Here is a 17,626-nt window from a genome sequence, read left to right as displayed (position 1 = left end):
TCCGATCCATATCTTTTTTTACAACAATAAAAATAGTTCCTTAGTAGTTTTATGTCAAGTGCAAGAGAACAAAAGCCACAAAACACTTTTTAAAACAAACTTTACGCTGAAAATCTTCAATTTTCTCATTTTTTCTTTAAAATATGAATGGCAATTTTTTTTATTGTTCCATTGTGAAATACGTAAACATTGATCTTCATGCAAATATTTTCCCGATTGCTGGCCTGAGCCAGTCCCGGTGTTCCTCCCCTGAGATGGGGGAACAGGCGCAGAATTGCCCCCCCGTTCCCACACCTGGGCAATCTGGCGCTCTCCGGGATGGGTGCTGTTCATGGTCAGGTGGTCGGATTTTCACGGACAAGCGGGGCGGGTGGCATGGAGTGGATTTTTGAGAAAAGACGGCATTGGGCGCAAAAGTACCCAATGCCGCGTTCCCATGCGAAAAACATGGGAACGTTGGCTGAAACAGCGCGATAATCCGTCTTTATCCTTCTCCGTCCCCGATAGACCGCTTATCGAGAAAAGCCAGCACCCGCTGTTCCACAGCATCGGCCATGAGGGTGATGCGGGTATCCTGGGGCATCACTTCTGCAAGATCCACCACCCGCACCATGTCCGTCCATTTTTCCGCTCCGGGGACAAGGCGGGTCAGATGGTTAGGGGCTCCGAGAATCAGGGACTCCTTCAGACTGTTGCCTTCTCCTTCGGGGAAAAGGGCCAGGTAGAGCATGTTCATCTCCACAAGTTCATTGAGAAAATGGGTGCCCAGGGAAACGTCAGGAATAAGGTTTTCCCGCATGGTCACGATCTCGCAAAGCACCCGGACCCGGTCAATTTCGGAAAAATGGGTGGGAATCCCCAGCTCCGGGCTGCTGGTGCCCCATCTGCCTGGCCCCATGATCATGAGATTGCAGGTGTCCATGTCCGTCAGACGGTTGATCTGACCGATGAGCCGGGCCACCTCATAGCGCTGCCGGATGGGAAGCTCTCCGTAAAGTCTTGGCACCACATAAACGATGCGGTCGATGGTGAGAATCCGGCTTCTGCCCACCACAGCCCCCCTGGCTTCAAGGATGCGGTTTTCCGGCGCAATCTCCACCTCCGGCAGGGCCACCTCATCCACACCTTCCACCTGAAGGGGCCTGCACTGGAGAAGGTTGATCCGGTAAGACTGATCTTCCATGAAGTTTAAGGAAAACTCGATATCCACAGGATGCTCATAGGCCGCTTCCAGGGTTTCGAGGATTTCCCGCATATCCGCCACAAAGGGGGTATCCCGCAGAAAACGGTCAAAGGTCACAATCCAGTGTTTAGGCCCCGGCCCCATAGGTTCTGTGGTGGCGGGAGAGGCCACAAGGGGCATGGGAAGTTCCCTGTTTTTCGCCCCTACTTTGGCAAACTCACCGGAAACCAGCTTGTTGGCCGCAAGATCCAGATAGTCCATGCGCTTCTGGGAATACTCACAGACCTCGTCGAAATTGGCCTCCGGCCTCCGCATGGGCGCATTGAGGGCCACCACACGGGTGTAATCATCATCCGCCCGATCCACGGCCCGTGTGCCGAGACCGAATACAAGGCGGATCACCCCTGCTTTGGGATCAATGTCCTTGCTCCATACATAGGGATTGTAGGAAAAACCCACCCCTGCGGCATGGGGATAGAAGGCATTTTCCGCAGGCTGGCCCGATACCCGCATGATGAGGAGCGCCATCTGCTCGTCCTGATCCAGAAGCCCCCTGTGACTCCGGTAACGGAGGGCCCTTTCACTCATGGCGCTGGCATAGACACAGCGGATGGCACTGAGGAGCATCTCCAGCCGGGCTTCCCTCGACCCCTGATTTACACAGAAAATGCTGTCATATTTCCCTGCAAAGGCATTGCCGTAGTTGTCCTCAAGAAGGGAGCTTGAGCGGACAATGTAGGGAGACTCACCGAAATAATCGATGATCTTCATGAACTGTTCCATGTGATGGGGGGTGAAGCGTCCCTGCTTGATGCGGGTCTGGGCTTCGGCGATGTCCGCAAGGAAGGTCTCCGGCTGACGCTGCTTCTGGCGAATCCACCAGATACCGTTGATCACAAGGAAGGTATAGAAAACATCGGAGCCGATATAAAAGGAATCGTGGGTTTCAAGAAGGCTCTGAAACCTCGGATTCTTTTTTTCGAGAATGGCACGTGCCACCAGCATGCCCACGGCCTTGCCGCCGATATACCCGATGCCGACCATGCGATCCCGCACGTTCATGACATCCTCAAGGCCAAGGTATTTCCGGACAAGCTCCAGCATGCGCTCATCCCGTGAGAGCATCATGCGGGCAAGGCGCATGAAGAGGTTCATCTCCTTTTCCTGGGGACACAGTCCGGCCCTGGCTTCCGCAAGAATTCTCGGTGCCTCGCTGAACATACGTCGCCAGAAGCCCATGCGCCTGTCCGTATGCAGGCCCGGCCAGCGGGCCGAAGCGAGGATTTCCGCAATGAGGGCGCTGCGGGTGACAGGGGGGAAGCTTTCAGGGGTCTCCCAGAAATGGATGGTGTTCATGGAGGAGGTGGAGCGGTACTGCACCTTGATGGGCCGGATGTAGAGGCGGCTGTTGTACTGAAAAATATCCAGAAGATACTGGGTCGTTTCCGTGATGGGTTCCGTGGCAAAGGAGGAATGGGCATTGCGCTGGAGGGCGAAATAGGTGACGGTCTCCAGCTCATAGAGTCTTGGGCAGGTAAGCATGAAAAAATTACCGAGCATCTGATCCGACTTCCAGGCCCCCGCCAGCCCGGAAAGACAGTCGAACACATAGGCCGCCCCGTGCCCCGCATCCTCAATCACCTCATGGATCCGGGTAACAAAGCCTTCGAAACCCAGATTGGGATCCAGACGGTGTATTTCTGCCGGGCTGTCTTTGGACAGAAGGGGTCTGTGGGAGGCAAACCGGAAGTAGATCATTCTCCGTCTCTGGCTGGCGGCAGCTTCGGTAAAGGGCAGCACAAGGGCCTCGTAATCCTCAATGCTGTCGATCTGCCAGACGATGTTATCACCCGGCATGACGCCTTTAAAAACCTTGTCCAGGCCCGGAAGACCGGAAGTAAAGGGGAGGGACATGGGTATCTTCTCCTGTATAAGGATCCTTTCCATGATGGGCAGAGAAGCCTCCTGCCATCGATACGTACTTTTTTCCGCAGTTTTCAAGGTATCTCATCCCACCCCGGCTTACAAGTTTACCCCTGCCATGACAGATTTCCCTTGCCTTTTTTGTGTTGCGTCCTATCCTTTCAATTTTTGAAATATGAGGGGGGATAGCATGAAAAAAGAAGCCGTTGAAACCCATATCCGGGAACTGGAAGAGATTCTGGATCGTTACCTCAATGCGGCAGGTCAGCTCAACTACGCCGTGAAGATCCTGGGACATCCCGGTATCGGCAAAAGCTCTGTGGTGCGTCAGGCCGCAGAACGCAGCAATTTTCTCTTCATCGACACAAGGCTGGCCTTCAAGGAAAACATCGACCTTGGCGGCTATCCCGTTCCGGATCATGAAAACCAGCGCATGATCTATTTCCGGCCCCGCTTCATTCCGCCGGAAACGGTTCCCGAAACCTACAATGGCGTGCTCTGGTTCCTTGATGAGGCCAACCGCGCCCATCCCACGGTGATCCAGACCCTCTTTCAGATCATCACCGAGGGCCGTTGCGGCGAGCACCCCCTGCCGGAAAAAACCGCCATCGTCCTGGCGGGAAACCTCGGAGAGGAGGACAGCACCTTTATCACCGATTTTGACGATGCCGCCCTGGATGGCCGTCTGGCCCTCTTTCATCTGAAACCCAGAGCAAAGGACTGGCTGCGCTGGGCCGCAGGAGACCATGTCCATCCCTCCGTGCTGCGCTACATCGCTCTCTTTCCCGAAAAACTCTGGGATGAACAGCGTATTCACCCCAATCCCAGGGGCTGGCACCAGGTTTCCCAGGCCCTTTCCCTTGCCTATGGTCTGAAAAACGAAGAAACTTTGGTGACTTTCCTCAAGGAAAAACCCGGTTCCAGTCTGGAAAAGCTCATCCTTTCCCTGATAGGGGAGCTGGCCGCCTTTGACTTCATCCGCCAGCTCACCCACCCGAGAGAAATCCATACCCTGGATATTCTGGAAGGCAACCCGGAAAAACTGCGGGCTGCGCAGGAGGAAAGCCTTCCCACGGAAGATCTGCTCTGGGCCATGACAGGGGCACTCTCCCAGCTCCGTGAAACCCTTGTCCTGCAAAACGGTATGCTGGAAGATGCCGGACTGACCCGGCTCGGCCACATACTTTCCTTTATCGCAGCCTGCCGCAGTGACAGCCGTCTTGCCTTTTTCCACCTGCTCCTCCGGGAATGCGGCCTGCTCACCCTCATTCCCCAGGCCATGGCAGGCATGAAAGATCCGGAAGTCGTCCGGAAAGTCCGCCTTTCCATGGAGACCCTGCTCTCATGAAAGCCCCTCTGCACCCCGTCTGGCGGCCCGTACTGGAGGATCTCTGGCGGCAAAGCCGCTTCACCTCCTATTTCTATCAGAGTGTGCAGTTCACAGAGAGCCTCGGCGTACCCACCCTGGCTCTGAGCGTTGCAGGCATGCGGCCCGTCCTCCTCTTTCATCCGGACTTTGTGGCGGGTCAGTCCCCCGAAAATCTCAAAGCCCTGCTGGTGCATGAACTGCTCCATATCGTCCATGGCCATGAGCACAGACACCTGAAAGACCATGAACCCCATCTCCAGAACCTAGCCCAGGATATGGTGATCAATTCCTTTCTTCGCAGTCAGGCGGACAGCTTTTTTTCCGGTGCAGACGGCAACCGAACCCGCCTGGAGCTACCGCCGGAGCTGCCGGGCATCCCCGATGCCTTTTTTGAGGAAACCGGGGAAAAAGACCCGTCGTGGGAAAGACTTTACCACTGGTTTGGCAGACGGGGGCCCGAAGCCCTGCGCCTTTTCAGTGATGCCGTTCGGGATATGTTCCGGGATCTGAAAAAGCCCCCCCGAAAAAAAGCCCGTGAAAAAGATACCGCTCTGTTTACAGAAGACTGCGATACGGAAGAAGACGACAGGGAGACCCTGCCCATGGAGGGACTCTGTCTTGTCGATCAGAAGGGAGAAGCCCTGCCCACAGGTGCCCATATTTTTCTGGGAACCCTGGAAAAACGTCAGCTTCAAAGTCAGGTACGCAGGATCATGGATCTGGCCCAGGGCGATCCCCTCACACCCCAGGATCGGGTCTTTGAGGCCCTGAGCCGCATGATTCAGGAAATTATCCCTTTCCGGAATCCCCCCTGGGAAGGCCGGCTGCGCAGCATTCTGGATCAGAACATTCCTTCCAGTGAATGGCTGTACAGCCGCAGCCGCTTCAACCGCCGCTATCTGCCCCATGGCATTTACAGCTCCGGTCGCATGTTCCGGGAAAAAGAAAGGCTGACGGTCTGTGTGGATGTCTCCTCTTCCATGACCACCACGCCCGGGGAGATGGCCAGGGCCTTCGGTGTGATCGAAAGCCTTCTTGACCGCTTCCGGGTCAACCTGCTCTGCGTGGATGAAAGGGTTTTTGTCCCCCGCATCCGCAACGGCACCCTGGAAAGACAGGGAGATCTCACACGGCCCTATTTCTACAGAAAAGGGGACTGGAAACATCTGGAAACGGGAAACTCCGGCACCACTTTTTTCGCGCCTCTGTTCAATGCCTACATGAAAAACCACAGGGAACTGCTTCTGGTTCTCACCGATGGCCACATCCATGACCTGGGCAGACTTGCGGTCTACACGCCCACCCTCTGGCTGATTGCATCGGGCAGGAAGGAGCCTTTTGTCCCCCCCTTCGGCACCGCCCTTGTGATGCCGGTTCAGGGATAACCCTTAAGACAGGAAAAGCCCGGATCATGCGCTTCAAAACTTCCCATGCACAGCCCGAGACCCCGGCAATCCCGCCCTCAGATCCCTATCTTGCGGTCATGGAAGGACGGCTTTCCCAGGAAAGCGCCTTACAGGAGCTGTGCCGGTATCCCCATGCAGAAAGCCTTTTTCTGGCAGGGCGGAACTGGCAGAATCCGGATCATGAAAAACTTCTGGAACTGCTCATTGCTGCGCGGGATCCCCATTTTCTGTATCAGGCGGGTCTGCACTGGCCCAGCCTTGACCGCAAACGGGCGGAAGCCGCCCTTCTTGCCCTGAAAGATCCGGAAAGCCTGTACCGGGCAGGACGGGCCTGGAAAGGCTTTGACACAAAAACCGCCCTGACCCTTCTTCTGAAACAAAAAGACAGCCGCCGTATCTACTATGCGGGCAATGACTGGAAAACCTTCGATTTCAAGGCGGGGCAGAAAGCCCTTTCCCTTCTGGGCGACGGAGAATTTCTTTTTTATGCGGGCTGTCACTGGCAGGAATTTGATTTCAAAAAAGGTATGGAGGCCCTGCTGGCAACGGGCAATCTCAAGTTTCTCTTCCAGGCAGGCAGACGCTGGCCTGTTTTTAACCATGATGCCGCCTGGGATCTTTTCGAAAAAAAGGTGACACACGGGGCCGTATGGCGGGCCAGCGCTCTGGAGGACAAAAGGTGGAAAAAAGCCCTGCTGCGCCGTTTCCAGAATTTATGTGGCATGGAATTCAGGCAGGAAGGAAAAGAAGCCTCCCCCCAGCGCGGACCTGGCCGCTGGGAAATCCATTTTGGTTCTCCGCAAGAGCCTCCCCTTTCCCGGAAAGGATGACCAGACCAGCCCCTTTTCCAGACCTGTCCACAAATCTTGACAGCGCTTTCATTTGTCCGCAGAGTGCCAGACAGGTACAAGGTTTTCCAGGTTCCCATGCTGCGTCCTTTCCCCTTTCACCCCATACCCGTCACAACATTTTCGGCAAAGGAGTTTTCCATGTACAGGAGAAAAAAGAGCCCCCTGATCGTGATCGCCTGCCTCCTCGTCTTCTCCATGGGATGCGGCGACAGCAGCAGTACCAGCAGCAGTCCCTCTCCAGCCCCCACACCTGCGGCCCCTCAGGGAAAAGTTGTCCAGAACTACGTCAATGGTGCAACGGTATGGGCGGATCGCATCGTACAGGACGGAATCGGAGATGCCATCCTTGAGGCAGAAGAAGAAGCAACGGCAACATTCTCCGATATGCTGGGACAGTTCCAGCTGAAGGCCACTCCCGCCTATGACTATGTGCTGGTCTCCACGGGCGGAAGGGACAGTCTCCTGGGAACCACGGCCCTGCCCATGCTGGCTCCCAAAGAGGCCACCCACATCACCCCTCTCACGACCCTGGTGACCCTGGAACCCAGCCTGAAAATCCTTCTGGGAGGCAAGGGGTTTTATGATGCGGATATCGCTTCCCCGGACGGGACAGATCCCGATCTGCTTAAGATTGCCAAAATTGCGGAACTGCTCGCAGCCACCCACTCTTCAACCCAGGATCAGCTGAAAATCATGAAGTCCCTGGCCAGCGCCCTGAAACAGGCCGCCAATCTGCCAACGGCAGCGGACGAAAATTTTCTCCTGAATATTCTCACTTCCCTTGCCCCTGCCACAAAAACCAGAGCCGAAGCCTATATCAAAGCCATTGGTGAAAAAACCATGGCGGGCAAGGTGATTGAGTCCAGGGTGGTCAAAGGAATGGAAACCTTTCGGGCAGACCTGTCAGCCTTTCACATGGATCAGGAAAAAATACTGCCCGGAGGTCTTCTCACCCTCAAACAAGGAGCCTTCTCCCAGCTCCAGAAAATTGGACTGGAGCTGACACTCAATGCAGGGACTGCCGATACAGCATGGCCCCATACCACCCTTGTCATTGAAGCTAAAAAAACGGAAAGGAACGCCGCCTTTCAAACAAAAATTTCCTTTTTGGACATCCAGGCTGCAAAGGACGGTAAAGCACTTGTCATCCAGGCTCCCCAGCCTTTTACCCTTTTCACCCACTCCATGATTGTGAGTGCAGATGGACAGAGTTCATGGGGTGGGGACGCCACAACGGTGTTCCCCGTCAATGAACTGGCCAGGGTGCTGAACATAACGGAGACTACCATTTTTCTCGAGGCTTCAAAAATACTCTCCAGCAGCTTCTTTACCCCGGGCGAATACATCCTGCGGTTTTCCATATGGAATGCCCCCGGCCTGATGGCATCGGAACAGATCCGCATCCTTGTCCAGGAATGAGCAGCTCAGCATTCACGCTACAGCGGGATTCATATTAAAGCACGGTGTTGCTCCATCCCGGTATCTGCGCTAAAGAAAACCGGGATGGATTCCCCTCCCCCCCCTTTTTATACCTGCACAAGGAGATCCAGAACGTGACAGCCCTCCATTCCCTGCGCATTGAGGCCCTGCGTAAACACATGAAGCCCCTGAACCTCGACGCCATGATGGTTCTTGTGGCGGAAAACCGCCGCTACCTCAGCGGCTTCACGGGTGAAGACAACGGATTTGATGAGTCCGCAGGCGCACTTTTCATTACCCAGAAAAAACTTCTCCTGGCCACGGACTCCCGCTTTGTCTTCCAGGCGGAAACGGAAGCCCCGGATTTTGAAGTCTATTGCTACAGAAAGGGACTTGCCGCTGAACTCCCCGATATTCTGGCAAAACTGAATGTCCGCACCCTGGGGTTTGAGCCTGCCCGCCTCTCCTTCAAAGAACATCAGCGTATGGAAATTTCCCTGAAGGAAGCCGGGTCTTTTGCAGCCCTCCTGCCCGTCAGCGATCTTGTGGAATCCCTGCGCGTCATCAAGGATGAGTCGGAAATTGACATCATGCGCACGGCCCTGGGCATCACCGAAAGGGCGCTTCAAAACCTCCTGCCCCGTATCCTTCCGGGAATGCACGAAAAAGACGCTGCCTGGATGCTGGAAAAAGAACTCCGGGAACTGGGAGCCGAAGGCCTTTCCTTTCCCAGCATTGTGGCGGGAGGAATCAATGCGGCCAAACCCCACGCCCACCCTTCCGACAATCCCTTCACCACAAAAGCCCCCGTACTCTTTGACTGGGGAATCAAACTCAAGGGCTACTGTTCGGACATCACCCGCACCTTTTTTCTGGAAAAGGCTGATGAGCGTTTCATGGAACTCTTCACTGTGGTGAAAACGGCTCAGGAAAGGGCTACGGCGGCCATTCGGGACGGTATCAGCACCAAAGAAATTGATGCCCTGGCCAGGGAAGTCATCACGGAAAAAGGGTACGGAGAATTCTTTGGACACGGACTGGGGCACGGTGTGGGGCTGGCTATCCATGAAGCCCCCAGACTCAGCCCCCTCCAGGATATTCCTTTAAAAAGCGGTATGGTGGTGACCGTGGAACCGGGGATCTATCTGCCCGAATGGGGCGGTATCCGCCTGGAAAATATGGTGGTGGTACGGCAGGATGGCCCGGAAATTCTCAACACCACAGGGGTGGAAGATTTTCTGCCATGACCCCCATGGAAAAAACAGTGGAAGAAAAAAAAGACCTCCAGGAGTCCCCTCCCCTGCTGGACGCCTATCTGCGTCATCTGCTGGTGGAAAAGGGGCTGGCTGAACTGACCCTCAGCGCCTACAGCGAAGATCTCGGTCGTTTTTTCTCCTACCTGAAGACAAGGGGGCTGGATGCGGAAGATCTGGCTCCCATGGATCTGCTGGCCTACCTTGTCCTCCTGGAAAAAGAAGGGCTGGCCCCCCGGAGCCGGGCACGACATCTGGTGAGTATCCGGGGATTTTTCACCTTTCTTGCGGAAACCGAGGATCTGGAGAAGGATCCATCCCGCATTGTCCGCCTGCCCCGTATGGGTCGCAAACTGCCCGACGTGCCTTCCTTAAAGGAAATGGAAGCCCTTCTTGCGGCTCCGGCTCCGGATACGGCCTTAGGACTCCGGGATCGGGCCATGCTGGAACTTCTCTATGCCACAGGACTGCGGGTGTCCGAACTCATGGGGCTGAAAATAACGGATTTACGGATGGATGCGGGATTTCTGAGGGTTCGGGGCAAGGGCAGCCGGGAAAGGGCCGTTCCCTTTCATATGCAGGCGAGACTCTGTCTGGATCTGTACATCAGGGAAGGACGTCCCCGTATCCTCAAAACCCGCAGCAGCGATTATCTCTTTGTGAGCGGTACGGGGAAACCCCTCACCCGTCAGGCCTTCTGGAAAAATCTTAAAACCCATACCCTGAAGGCCGGCATCCTGCGTCCCCTCACTCCCCACAGCCTGCGCCATGCCTTTGCCACCCATCTGCTCGAAGGTGGAGCGGATCTGCGGGTGGTGCAGGCCCTTCTCGGCCATGCGGACATCGCTACCACCCAGATCTACACCCATGTCAACCGTAAGGGGCTGAAGGATGTCCATGCGAAATACCATCCAAGAAGCGGTAAAAACGGAAACACAATGCGGGACTGACTACAGAAATCAGGGGTTTTCCTCTGTATGACTCCCTTTCTCCTTTTCAAGGAAAAAGGTTGTTTTACACTTCTCGCTGCAAAAATGAAGCAGCACACCGTCTTTTCTGACCTTCAGGGCTTCACTTTCCGGCAGGTAAAGTCCACAGACAGGATCCTGTACCAGCTCTTCCTGCGCCGCTTCCCGGGATTCACTGGAAGATCCCACAATAAGCCGCCAGAAAATATAAATCAGCAGCAGGGTTACAATGATGCCGGGCATGGTCTTCCTTTCAGGATACAAAATGTTCAGCGCAGATCCTTCGCAACGCGCTCTGCCATGAAGTCCCCGGAAAAAGGGGGAAAAGCCCCAGAAGCCTCTCCTGTTTCAAAGAAGAAGGAAAGGGCCTTTTCTCCTTCTTCTCCCAGATTCACAGAAAAATCATTGACATACAGCTCAATATGGCTGCGGATCACCGCCCTTTCCATTTCCTGGGCATGGCATTCGATATAGGGCAGGGAAATATCGGGAAAACGCCGGGCATACAGAATACTTTCCCGGATGGCACGGTTCAGCATCGGTGCAAGAAACAGCATATCCCGACGGAGGGCGATGCCTCCCAGAGGGATGGGATAGCCCGTCCTCTCCTCCCAGAAAAGCCCCAGATCCTGAAGGCATTCCAGACCATAGGCCTTAAAAACAAAACGCCCCTCATGAATCACCAGACCGGCATCCACCCTGCCATCCCGGACAGCGGGCAGGATGGTCTCAAAGGGCATGGGAACAAGGCAAAGATCCGCATCCTTTTCCATAAAAGAGCCCATAAAATACCGGAAAAGAAAGGTAGCCGTGGTGTCCATGCCGGGAACGGCAATGCGGCCCTTTGCCAGGGCCTCAGGAGAGAGCCGCTTCCGCCCCACCAAAAGAGGCCCGCAGCCCCGCCCCAGGGCTGCGCCGCTGCTTAAAAGGGCATAGCTGGAACGGAGGCGGCCCAACGCAGCAAAGGAAAGTTTGGTAACAGGATGACAGCCCTGAAAAGCCCACTGGTTCAGAGTTTCCACATCCGCAAGAAGGGGGCTGGGACAAAACCCGGGAAGCAGAACCCTTTCATGCACCAGAGCTTCAAAGATAAAGGTGTCGTTGGGGCAGGGAGAAAAGGCCAGGCGCAGCCTGGCCCTGGAATCATGCGGCATTGTCCATGCAGCATTTCTTGTACTTTTTACCGGAACCACAGGGACAGGGTTCATTGCGTCCCACCTTGGGGCTTTCCCTGCGGACAGTTACCGGTGTGACGGGCTGGCCATCGTAAAAATACCAGCGGCTGTCCTCCCCCTTACGGAAAGTAGCCCTTTCGTGGTGCAGAAAACGTTTCCCGTCCTGGGAAAAATGGGCCACAAATTCTACCCGGCCCTCGGTATCGGTTTCGCTTCCCCCATCCCTGGCCAGAACTTCCAGGCCATGCCATTCGGAGGATTCTGCCCACTGCCTGGCACCCGGTGCATCATAGTCATCCCGCTGATCGGGGTGGGTGGTTTCCAGAACATAGTCCATGGCAACCTGAACATAGGCGGTATAGCGGGAGCGCATCAAAGCTTCCGCCGTAGGGGCAAGAACTGCACCCGTGATATAGGGTTCACAGCAGGCTCCGTAGGGGAGACCTGATCCGCAGGGACACTGTTCCATTCTTTTCTCCTTAAATATGTTCTGTTTCCCCGGTCTGGATCACGCCATGCAGGGAAAAGGGGGTCAGGCTTTCATAGCCCGTTTCCGTCACAACAATGGTCTGCTCAAACTGCGCGGAAAGGCTGCCGTCGCGGGTTACGGCCGTCCAGTTGTCTTCCAGGACAAAAAGCTCCTTTTTACCAAGATTGATCATGGGTTCCACCGTAAAGGTCATCCCCGGAACCAGAGGAATCCCCGTTCCTTTTTTACCAAAATGCAAAATCTGGGGCGCTTCATGAAAATCCAGCCCCACACCATGTCCCACAAACTCCCGCACCACAGAAAACCCCTCTCCTTCGGCATAGCGCTGGATAGCCCAGCCGATGTCACCTGTGGTGTTGCCGGGCTTCACCATTTCAAGTCCTCTCCGGAGACTTTCCAGGGTAACGGCCACCAGCCTGCGGGCTTCGGAAGAAGGATTCCCCACAAAATAGGTGTAATTGGCATCTGCATAATACCCATCCAGGATGGTGGTGATATCCACATTCACAATATCACCGTCCTGAAGCACCTGCTTTCCGGGAATGCCATGGCAGATCACCTCGTTGGGGGAAATACACACGCTTTTGGGGAAGCCCCTGTAGTTCAGAGGCGCAGGAATCCCCCCATGTTTCAGGGTAAAACGGTGTACCAGATCATTGAGTTCCTCCGTCTGGATACCGGGCTTCAGATGCCCGGCCACCATGGCATGGGTTTCCATGACAAGACGACCGGCCCTGCGGATCCCCTCAATTTCCTCAGGAGTTTTGAGGCGGATATCGTAGGTACGCAGATAATAAGCCCCCACATCCACAGGGAGAGGCTCTTTACGCAACGAACAACATTTCTTATACTTCTTGCCGGAACCGCAGGGACAGGGATCATTGCGTCCCACCTTGAGAAGGAGCTGCATATGGAATTCCTTTGCATGCATGACCACAGATCTCCACGAACAGGGCGCAGGACTTTCCTCTCCCCAGAATTTCAGGACGCCTGTGGTGTAAAAATACAGGAAGCAACCTGCAAGCCAAGAAAAATATAAAAGAATGTCAGGCAAGTCAACCGTATGAATGCAAGATTCCCCACCCCCTGCTCCCTTACCCCGGATATGCTGGAAACTCTCTGCCTCCGCATGGGCCTGCACCATGCCGTTTCCATGCCGGACATCCCCCTGGCAGGAAGTCCGGAACGCAGCCGGGATCGTATGGTGATCCGTACGGATCAGGGCTGTTTTGTGCTGGAAGCCTTTTCTCCGGATCAGATTTCACACAAGCAGGCAATGGCCTCCATCCTTTTCCACCTCCACGATCTGGGACTTCAGCCGCTTCTGCTTCCCCTCAAGACCGCTGAAAACCATCTGCTGCTTAAACAGAACGGCTTCTTTTTTCAGATCACCCCCTACCGTCCCGGAGAGGATCTGCCCAGACCCGCCTGGGTGCAGGATGCCTGGCGGGGCAAGGCCTTTGCCACAGTTATTCTGGATCTTCTTGAAAAAAGAAAAGCCATGGACGCCTTTCTTGCCGGAAAGCCAAAAACTTTTTTTGCAAGACAGCCCTTTAACATCCTGGCCTATATCTCTACCCTCATGCATACCCTGAAAACCAACAATCCCACCCTTTACAGGGAACTGCTTCCCGTTCAGATCTGGACAGAAGCCATCCTTTCTCCGAGGCTAGCCGACATCCCCGTCGCTTTCTGCCACGGGGATCTTCACCCCATGAACGTGCTCTGGGGAAAAAAGGAAATCACCCATGTCATTGACTGGGAATTCTGTGGTATCAAACCGGAAATCCACGATCTTGCCAATCTCCTCGGCTGCCTTGGCAGCGAAGACCCCATGGCCCTTCAGGATGCCCTCGCCGAGACCCTTCTCACCTCCCTGGTGGATGCCAGAAAAATTTCTCCGGAAGGCTGGGAAGCCCTGGTTCCCATGGTGGTGGCCATCCGTTTCTGCTGGCTTTCCGAATGGCTGCGCAAGGAAGATCTTTCCATGATTGCCCTGGAATCCCATTATCTCAGGCTGCTGGTTTCCCATTCCCAGGATCTCCATCGGCTCTGGCACTCGCTTTTCTGAACAGCGTCTCCCTGCAGCAGTGCCCCCATCGTTCCCAGACTGGAACATGGAGGCACCCCTTACCTCAAAAGCTGTCTTGACAAAAAGCCCGCAGATTTCCTACACCCTTGGGCGGAAACTCCAAAGCCGCCACAAGACTCCCATCCCGTCGGCTCCCTGTGTCCCCCTAAAAATATGGAGAAGCCCCATGTTCATGGATCTCATACGCAAACGCCGCAGTGTCCGTAAATTCCTTGATCAGCCCATAGAAGCGGAAAAAATCCGTCTGCTTCAGGAAGCCGCCCTGCGCAGTCCTTCCTCCCGCAACCTCAATCCCTGGGAATTTATTTTTGTAAGCGATCCCACCCTTCTGGCTAAGTTGTCCCGCGTCAAACCCCATGGTGCCTCCTTTCTGAAAGGTGCCCCTCTGGGGATCGTTGTGATTGCAGATCCGGAACGCTGTGATGTCTGGGTGGAAGACTGTTCCATCGCCATGATTTTCATGCAGCTTGCCGCAGAGTCCATGGGACTGAAAAGCTGCTGGGTGCAGGTAAGAAAACGCATGTTCAGCGACAACATCAGCTCTGAAGAGGAAACCCGCAGGCTCCTTGGCATTCCCGAACGTATGAAGGTGCTGGCCATCCTGGCCACAGGCTACGGGACGGAGCCCCTGAAGGGACACCCGGACAACAGCCTGATGCGGGAAAAAATTCACAGCAACACCTATGGAGACACCTTCCCTTGCCAACACCCATAATCTGGAGCGCAGACCCCGTTCTTTTCAGCTTTGGCCCCTTGAGTATCCGCTGGTACGGTCTTTTTTTCGCTTCAGCCTTCATCTGCGGCATGACCTGGATGCAGTATGTTTTTACACAGGAAGGCAAGGATGCCGAGGCGCTGGAACCCCTGCTGTACCGCATTATGGCAGGGGTGATCATCGGTGCCAGACTGGGGCACTGCCTCTTTTACGACCCGGTCTTTTACCTGAGCAACCCACTGGAATTTCTAAAAATATGGGAGGGAGGACTTGGCAGCCACGGGGGGATTCTCGGGCTTTTCCTCGCTCTCTACCTCCACAGCCGAAAGAACAGGGAAACGCCCTTTTCCTGGCTTTCCGATCACCTTATGGTGGCAGGCTGCATGGGAGCAGCCTGTATCCGCCTGGGAAACTTCTTCAATTCCGAACTGGTGGGCATCCCCATTGCATCCGGCTGGGGGGTGGTTTTTACCCGTGTGGATCTCCTTCCCAGGCATCCTGTACAGCTTTATGAATCCCTGGCCTATGCGGGATGCAGCCTTCTGCTTTTTGTCGCATGGAAAAAAGGGGCTGGCAAAATCCCCTGGCGGCTCACATCCTTTGCCCTCATGGCTGCGGCCATCGCCAGAATTTTCCTTGAGATCTTCAAAACCCGGCAGACGGCCTTTGACCTTCCCGTACACATGGGACAACTCCTCAGCCTGCCCTTTCTTGTCAGTGGTATCCTGCTCTTTCTCTATTCCCGAAACCAGGCCTTCTCTGCACCCACAGTGCCAGAAACAAGCCCCAGACCTGAAGCAACGGCAAAGCAGAAAGCCCCAAAAAAACTGAAAGGACAGGCACCACGATAACAAGGGAACCAAAGAGGCCCATCCGGCAATCATTTCAAATAGATACGGACTATGAATGTTCACGAAGAACTGCGTACCTGCCTTGCGGAATACATGAAGATAGAAGAAAGACTCAAGGTGCTGAACGATGAAAGGGAAGCCCTGCGCACAAAAATGCGGGGGCTGCTCATGGAATCCAGGGTCTCCGGCTGCAATGTTCTGCTGGAAAAGACCCTTCTCAACGTCCGTCTCACCCACAATACCACCATTACCTACGACGAACCCCTCCTTCGGGAAAGGCTCAAGGAAAACTACCCAAAGATCCTGAAACCGGACATCAAAAAAATCCGGAGCCATATGGCGGAAATTGAACCCCTCCTGAAGCCTCTGCTGGAGACCATCGGCTCTCCCTCACGGACACGCATCAAAGAAAAAATCGAATCCGGAGAACTGCGTATGGAGGACTTCAAAAATGCCTTTCAGAAAACAGAAAAAAGCACCCTGTATGTGAGAAAAATGCAGCATCAGGAAGATCCTTTCTTTTGATTTTCTGCCAGCAGCTCCCCTGCATCCTGATGGCCTTTATCGGCAGGCTGCCATTTTTGGGCAGATCACCGGGCCATAAACTGACTTTTTTTGTCAAAATCCCTGTCCCGAAAACGCAAGCCCTGTCCTGCCCAGACCACAAAAAAAAAGCTGAAGGCCTGTCATGCAAAAGACTTCACACATCCTTGCAGCTTTATATAAATTCTGGCACGCAAGATGCATTAACACCTGATCAAGCAACAAAACCCCAAAGGGTTCGTTCAGGACTGAAATTCAGTCCCATCCTCAAACCGGCTTCATGAAAGGAGTTTCCTATGCTCAGTAAAATCCGCATGAGAAGAAACCAGAAGGGTTTCACCCTGATCGAGCTGATGATTGTTATTGCCATCATCGGTATCCTGGCCGCAGTGGCCATTCCGCAGTTTGCCAAGTACCGTCAGAATGCCTTCAATGCATCCGCACAGAGTGACCTGAGAAATGCAAAATCCTCCCTGGAAGCATATTTTTCTGAAAATTTTGTTTATCCATAACTGGTCTAAAATTATTAAAAATAAGTCATGTGATTTTTCAATCCTGAAAATATTTGGAGGTTTTTATGAAAAAAATTATACTCTCCGTCTTAGCCGGATCACTTATGCTGGGGACTTCAGTTTTTGCAGCAGCAATAACTACATCAACTTCTTTAAATGCAATTACCACTGTCACAATTGGCCTTTCAAACGGGGTTATCGGTTATTATGTTCCAGATACCGCTACAAATAATGGAGCTTACATAATAACTACTGGACATGCGAGAGGTGATAAGGTTTATGGTACAGGTAGCTTCTCAACAGAAATTTATTACAAATCTGGCACTTCTGGCAACATAGTTTCAACGGACGTTCAAATCTCCACTTTCGCAAGTAATGCTTTTGCAACTGGTTGGGAAAAAAATTAGTAACGCAGAATTTAAAAGAAGAAGTTTCTTTTCATGAATATTAACAATAAAAAAAGAATCCTTAACCTATTCAAGTGGAAACTTCTTTCATTCTGTAAACAAAAGCCCTTCCTTCAGGAAGGGCTTTTGTCTGTAATTTTTTTAACTGCTCTAGCAGTACACAATTTTCAATTCCCCTTCTTTTATAAATCAGCCCATGTATTCGCAAAAACAGGTTTGTTTTTATGGCTTTTTTTTACCCTGATTTATTTGTTTGCTATGCATCAACGCCCCTTACAAAAATTCCATCTTCCTGACCTGTTCCTTCTCTCCGCTCTGCTTACAATCGCTATTCTCCCCATCAATTTTTCTGTTCTGCCCCTAATTCTGCTTTATTATGGTAGCTATCTTCTGGCCAAACACCTATCCCACCTGCTCCTTCTGTATATGCTTGCCCTTTCCGCCTTTTTTGCCCTTACCATGGGACTTG

The 17,626-nt window shown here is 53.6% G+C and carries 16 protein-coding genes and 1 pseudogene; 12 read left to right on the top strand and 5 right to left on the bottom strand.

The genetic code is table 11. The features are described 5' to 3' along the window. Positions 1-484: 484 nt before the first annotated feature. Complete coding sequence (locus BR04_RS02025; protein WP_496354309.1) at positions 485-3,097, bottom strand: PEP/pyruvate-binding domain-containing protein; 2,613 nt, start codon at positions 3,095-3,097, stop codon at positions 485-487. Between the two features lie 199 nt (positions 3,098-3,296). On the opposite strand from BR04_RS02025, the gene BR04_RS02020 reads away from it, so the two are divergent. The 6 genes from BR04_RS02020 (at position 3,297) to xerD (ending at position 10,354) form a co-directional block, all read left to right on the top strand. Next, entirely contained in the window at positions 3,297-4,454 is a 1,158-nt protein-coding gene (locus BR04_RS02020; RefSeq protein ID WP_496354308.1) for a hypothetical protein, read from the top strand. Then, positions 4,451-5,860 carry a vWA domain-containing protein gene (locus BR04_RS02015; RefSeq protein ID WP_496354307.1) on the top strand — a complete coding sequence of 470 codons (1,410 nt, stop codon included), beginning with the start codon at positions 4,451-4,453 and terminating at the stop codon, positions 5,858-5,860. Before BR04_RS02020 ends, BR04_RS02015 begins: the two co-directional genes overlap by 4 nt. A gap of 26 nt (positions 5,861-5,886) precedes the next feature. Then, positions 5,887-6,711, top strand: a complete 825-nt coding sequence (locus BR04_RS02010) for a hypothetical protein (protein ID WP_496354306.1) — start codon at positions 5,887-5,889, stop codon at positions 6,709-6,711. A 159-nt stretch (positions 6,712-6,870) separates the two neighbouring features. After that, entirely contained in the window at positions 6,871-8,151 is a 1,281-nt protein-coding gene (locus BR04_RS02005; protein WP_496354305.1) for a hypothetical protein, read from the top strand. 134 nt (positions 8,152-8,285) lie between these two features. After that, positions 8,286-9,398, top strand: a complete 1,113-nt coding sequence (locus tag BR04_RS02000) for an aminopeptidase P family protein (RefSeq protein WP_496354304.1) — start codon at positions 8,286-8,288, stop codon at positions 9,396-9,398. After that, a complete protein-coding gene (gene xerD, locus BR04_RS01995) occupies positions 9,395-10,354 on the top strand; it encodes a site-specific tyrosine recombinase XerD (RefSeq protein WP_496354303.1) in 960 nt (319 codons plus the stop codon). Before BR04_RS02000 ends, xerD begins: the two co-directional genes overlap by 4 nt. A gap of 9 nt (positions 10,355-10,363) precedes the next feature. Here the strand turns inward: xerD and BR04_RS01990 are convergent, their stop codons facing one another. The 4 genes from BR04_RS01990 to map are packed head-to-tail and all read right to left on the bottom strand — an operon-like array spanning position 10,364 to position 12,947. Continuing rightward, entirely contained in the window at positions 10,364-10,615 is a 252-nt protein-coding gene (locus BR04_RS01990) for a YHS domain-containing protein (RefSeq protein ID WP_496354302.1), read from the bottom strand. 26 nt (positions 10,616-10,641) lie between these two features. Further along, a complete protein-coding gene (locus BR04_RS01985) occupies positions 10,642-11,526 on the bottom strand; it encodes a 1,4-dihydroxy-6-naphtoate synthase (RefSeq protein ID WP_496354301.1) in 885 nt (294 codons plus the stop codon). Continuing rightward, the gene (locus BR04_RS01980; RefSeq protein WP_496354300.1) at positions 11,516-12,016 is read right to left on the bottom strand and encodes a YchJ family protein; all 501 of its coding nucleotides are present in this window, start codon (positions 12,014-12,016) and stop codon (positions 11,516-11,518) included. Before BR04_RS01980 ends, BR04_RS01985 begins: the two co-directional genes overlap by 11 nt. Before the next feature lie 10 nt (positions 12,017-12,026). Then, positions 12,027-12,947, bottom strand: a complete 921-nt coding sequence (map, locus tag BR04_RS01975; protein ID WP_496354299.1) for a type I methionyl aminopeptidase — start codon at positions 12,945-12,947, stop codon at positions 12,027-12,029. Between the two features lie 153 nt (positions 12,948-13,100). Here map and BR04_RS01970 point away from each other — a divergent pair, with 153 nt between their 5' ends. The 6 genes and pseudogenes from BR04_RS01970 (at position 13,101) to BR04_RS01945 (ending at position 17,157) form a co-directional block, all read left to right on the top strand. Continuing rightward, positions 13,101-14,108, top strand: a complete 1,008-nt coding sequence (locus BR04_RS01970; protein WP_496354298.1) for a phosphotransferase enzyme family protein — start codon at positions 13,101-13,103, stop codon at positions 14,106-14,108. A gap of 187 nt (positions 14,109-14,295) precedes the next feature. Further along, positions 14,296-14,844 (top strand): nitroreductase family protein, encoded by a 549-nt coding sequence (locus BR04_RS01965; RefSeq protein WP_496354297.1) that lies wholly within the window; start codon positions 14,296-14,298, stop codon positions 14,842-14,844. After that, positions 14,829-15,695 (top strand): prolipoprotein diacylglyceryl transferase, encoded by an 867-nt coding sequence (gene lgt / locus BR04_RS01960; protein WP_496354296.1) that lies wholly within the window; start codon positions 14,829-14,831, stop codon positions 15,693-15,695. Before BR04_RS01965 ends, lgt begins: the two co-directional genes overlap by 16 nt. Before the next feature lie 51 nt (positions 15,696-15,746). Continuing rightward, complete coding sequence (locus tag BR04_RS01955; protein ID WP_496354295.1) at positions 15,747-16,220, top strand: hypothetical protein; 474 nt, start codon at positions 15,747-15,749, stop codon at positions 16,218-16,220. Between the two features lie 332 nt (positions 16,221-16,552). Further along, positions 16,553-16,649 (top strand): annotated as a pseudogene (locus BR04_RS01950) (pilin); the annotation flags it as partial. 166 nt (positions 16,650-16,815) lie between these two features. Further along, positions 16,816-17,157, top strand: coding sequence for a hypothetical protein (locus BR04_RS01945; protein ID WP_496354294.1), 342 nt, complete (start codon positions 16,816-16,818; stop codon positions 17,155-17,157). Positions 17,158-17,626: the final 469 nt, after the last annotated feature.

The sequence above is a fragment of the Desulfobotulus sapovorans DSM 2055 genome (genome assembly GCF_059569355.1).
This window is presented reverse-complemented; position numbering and strand designations above follow the sequence as displayed.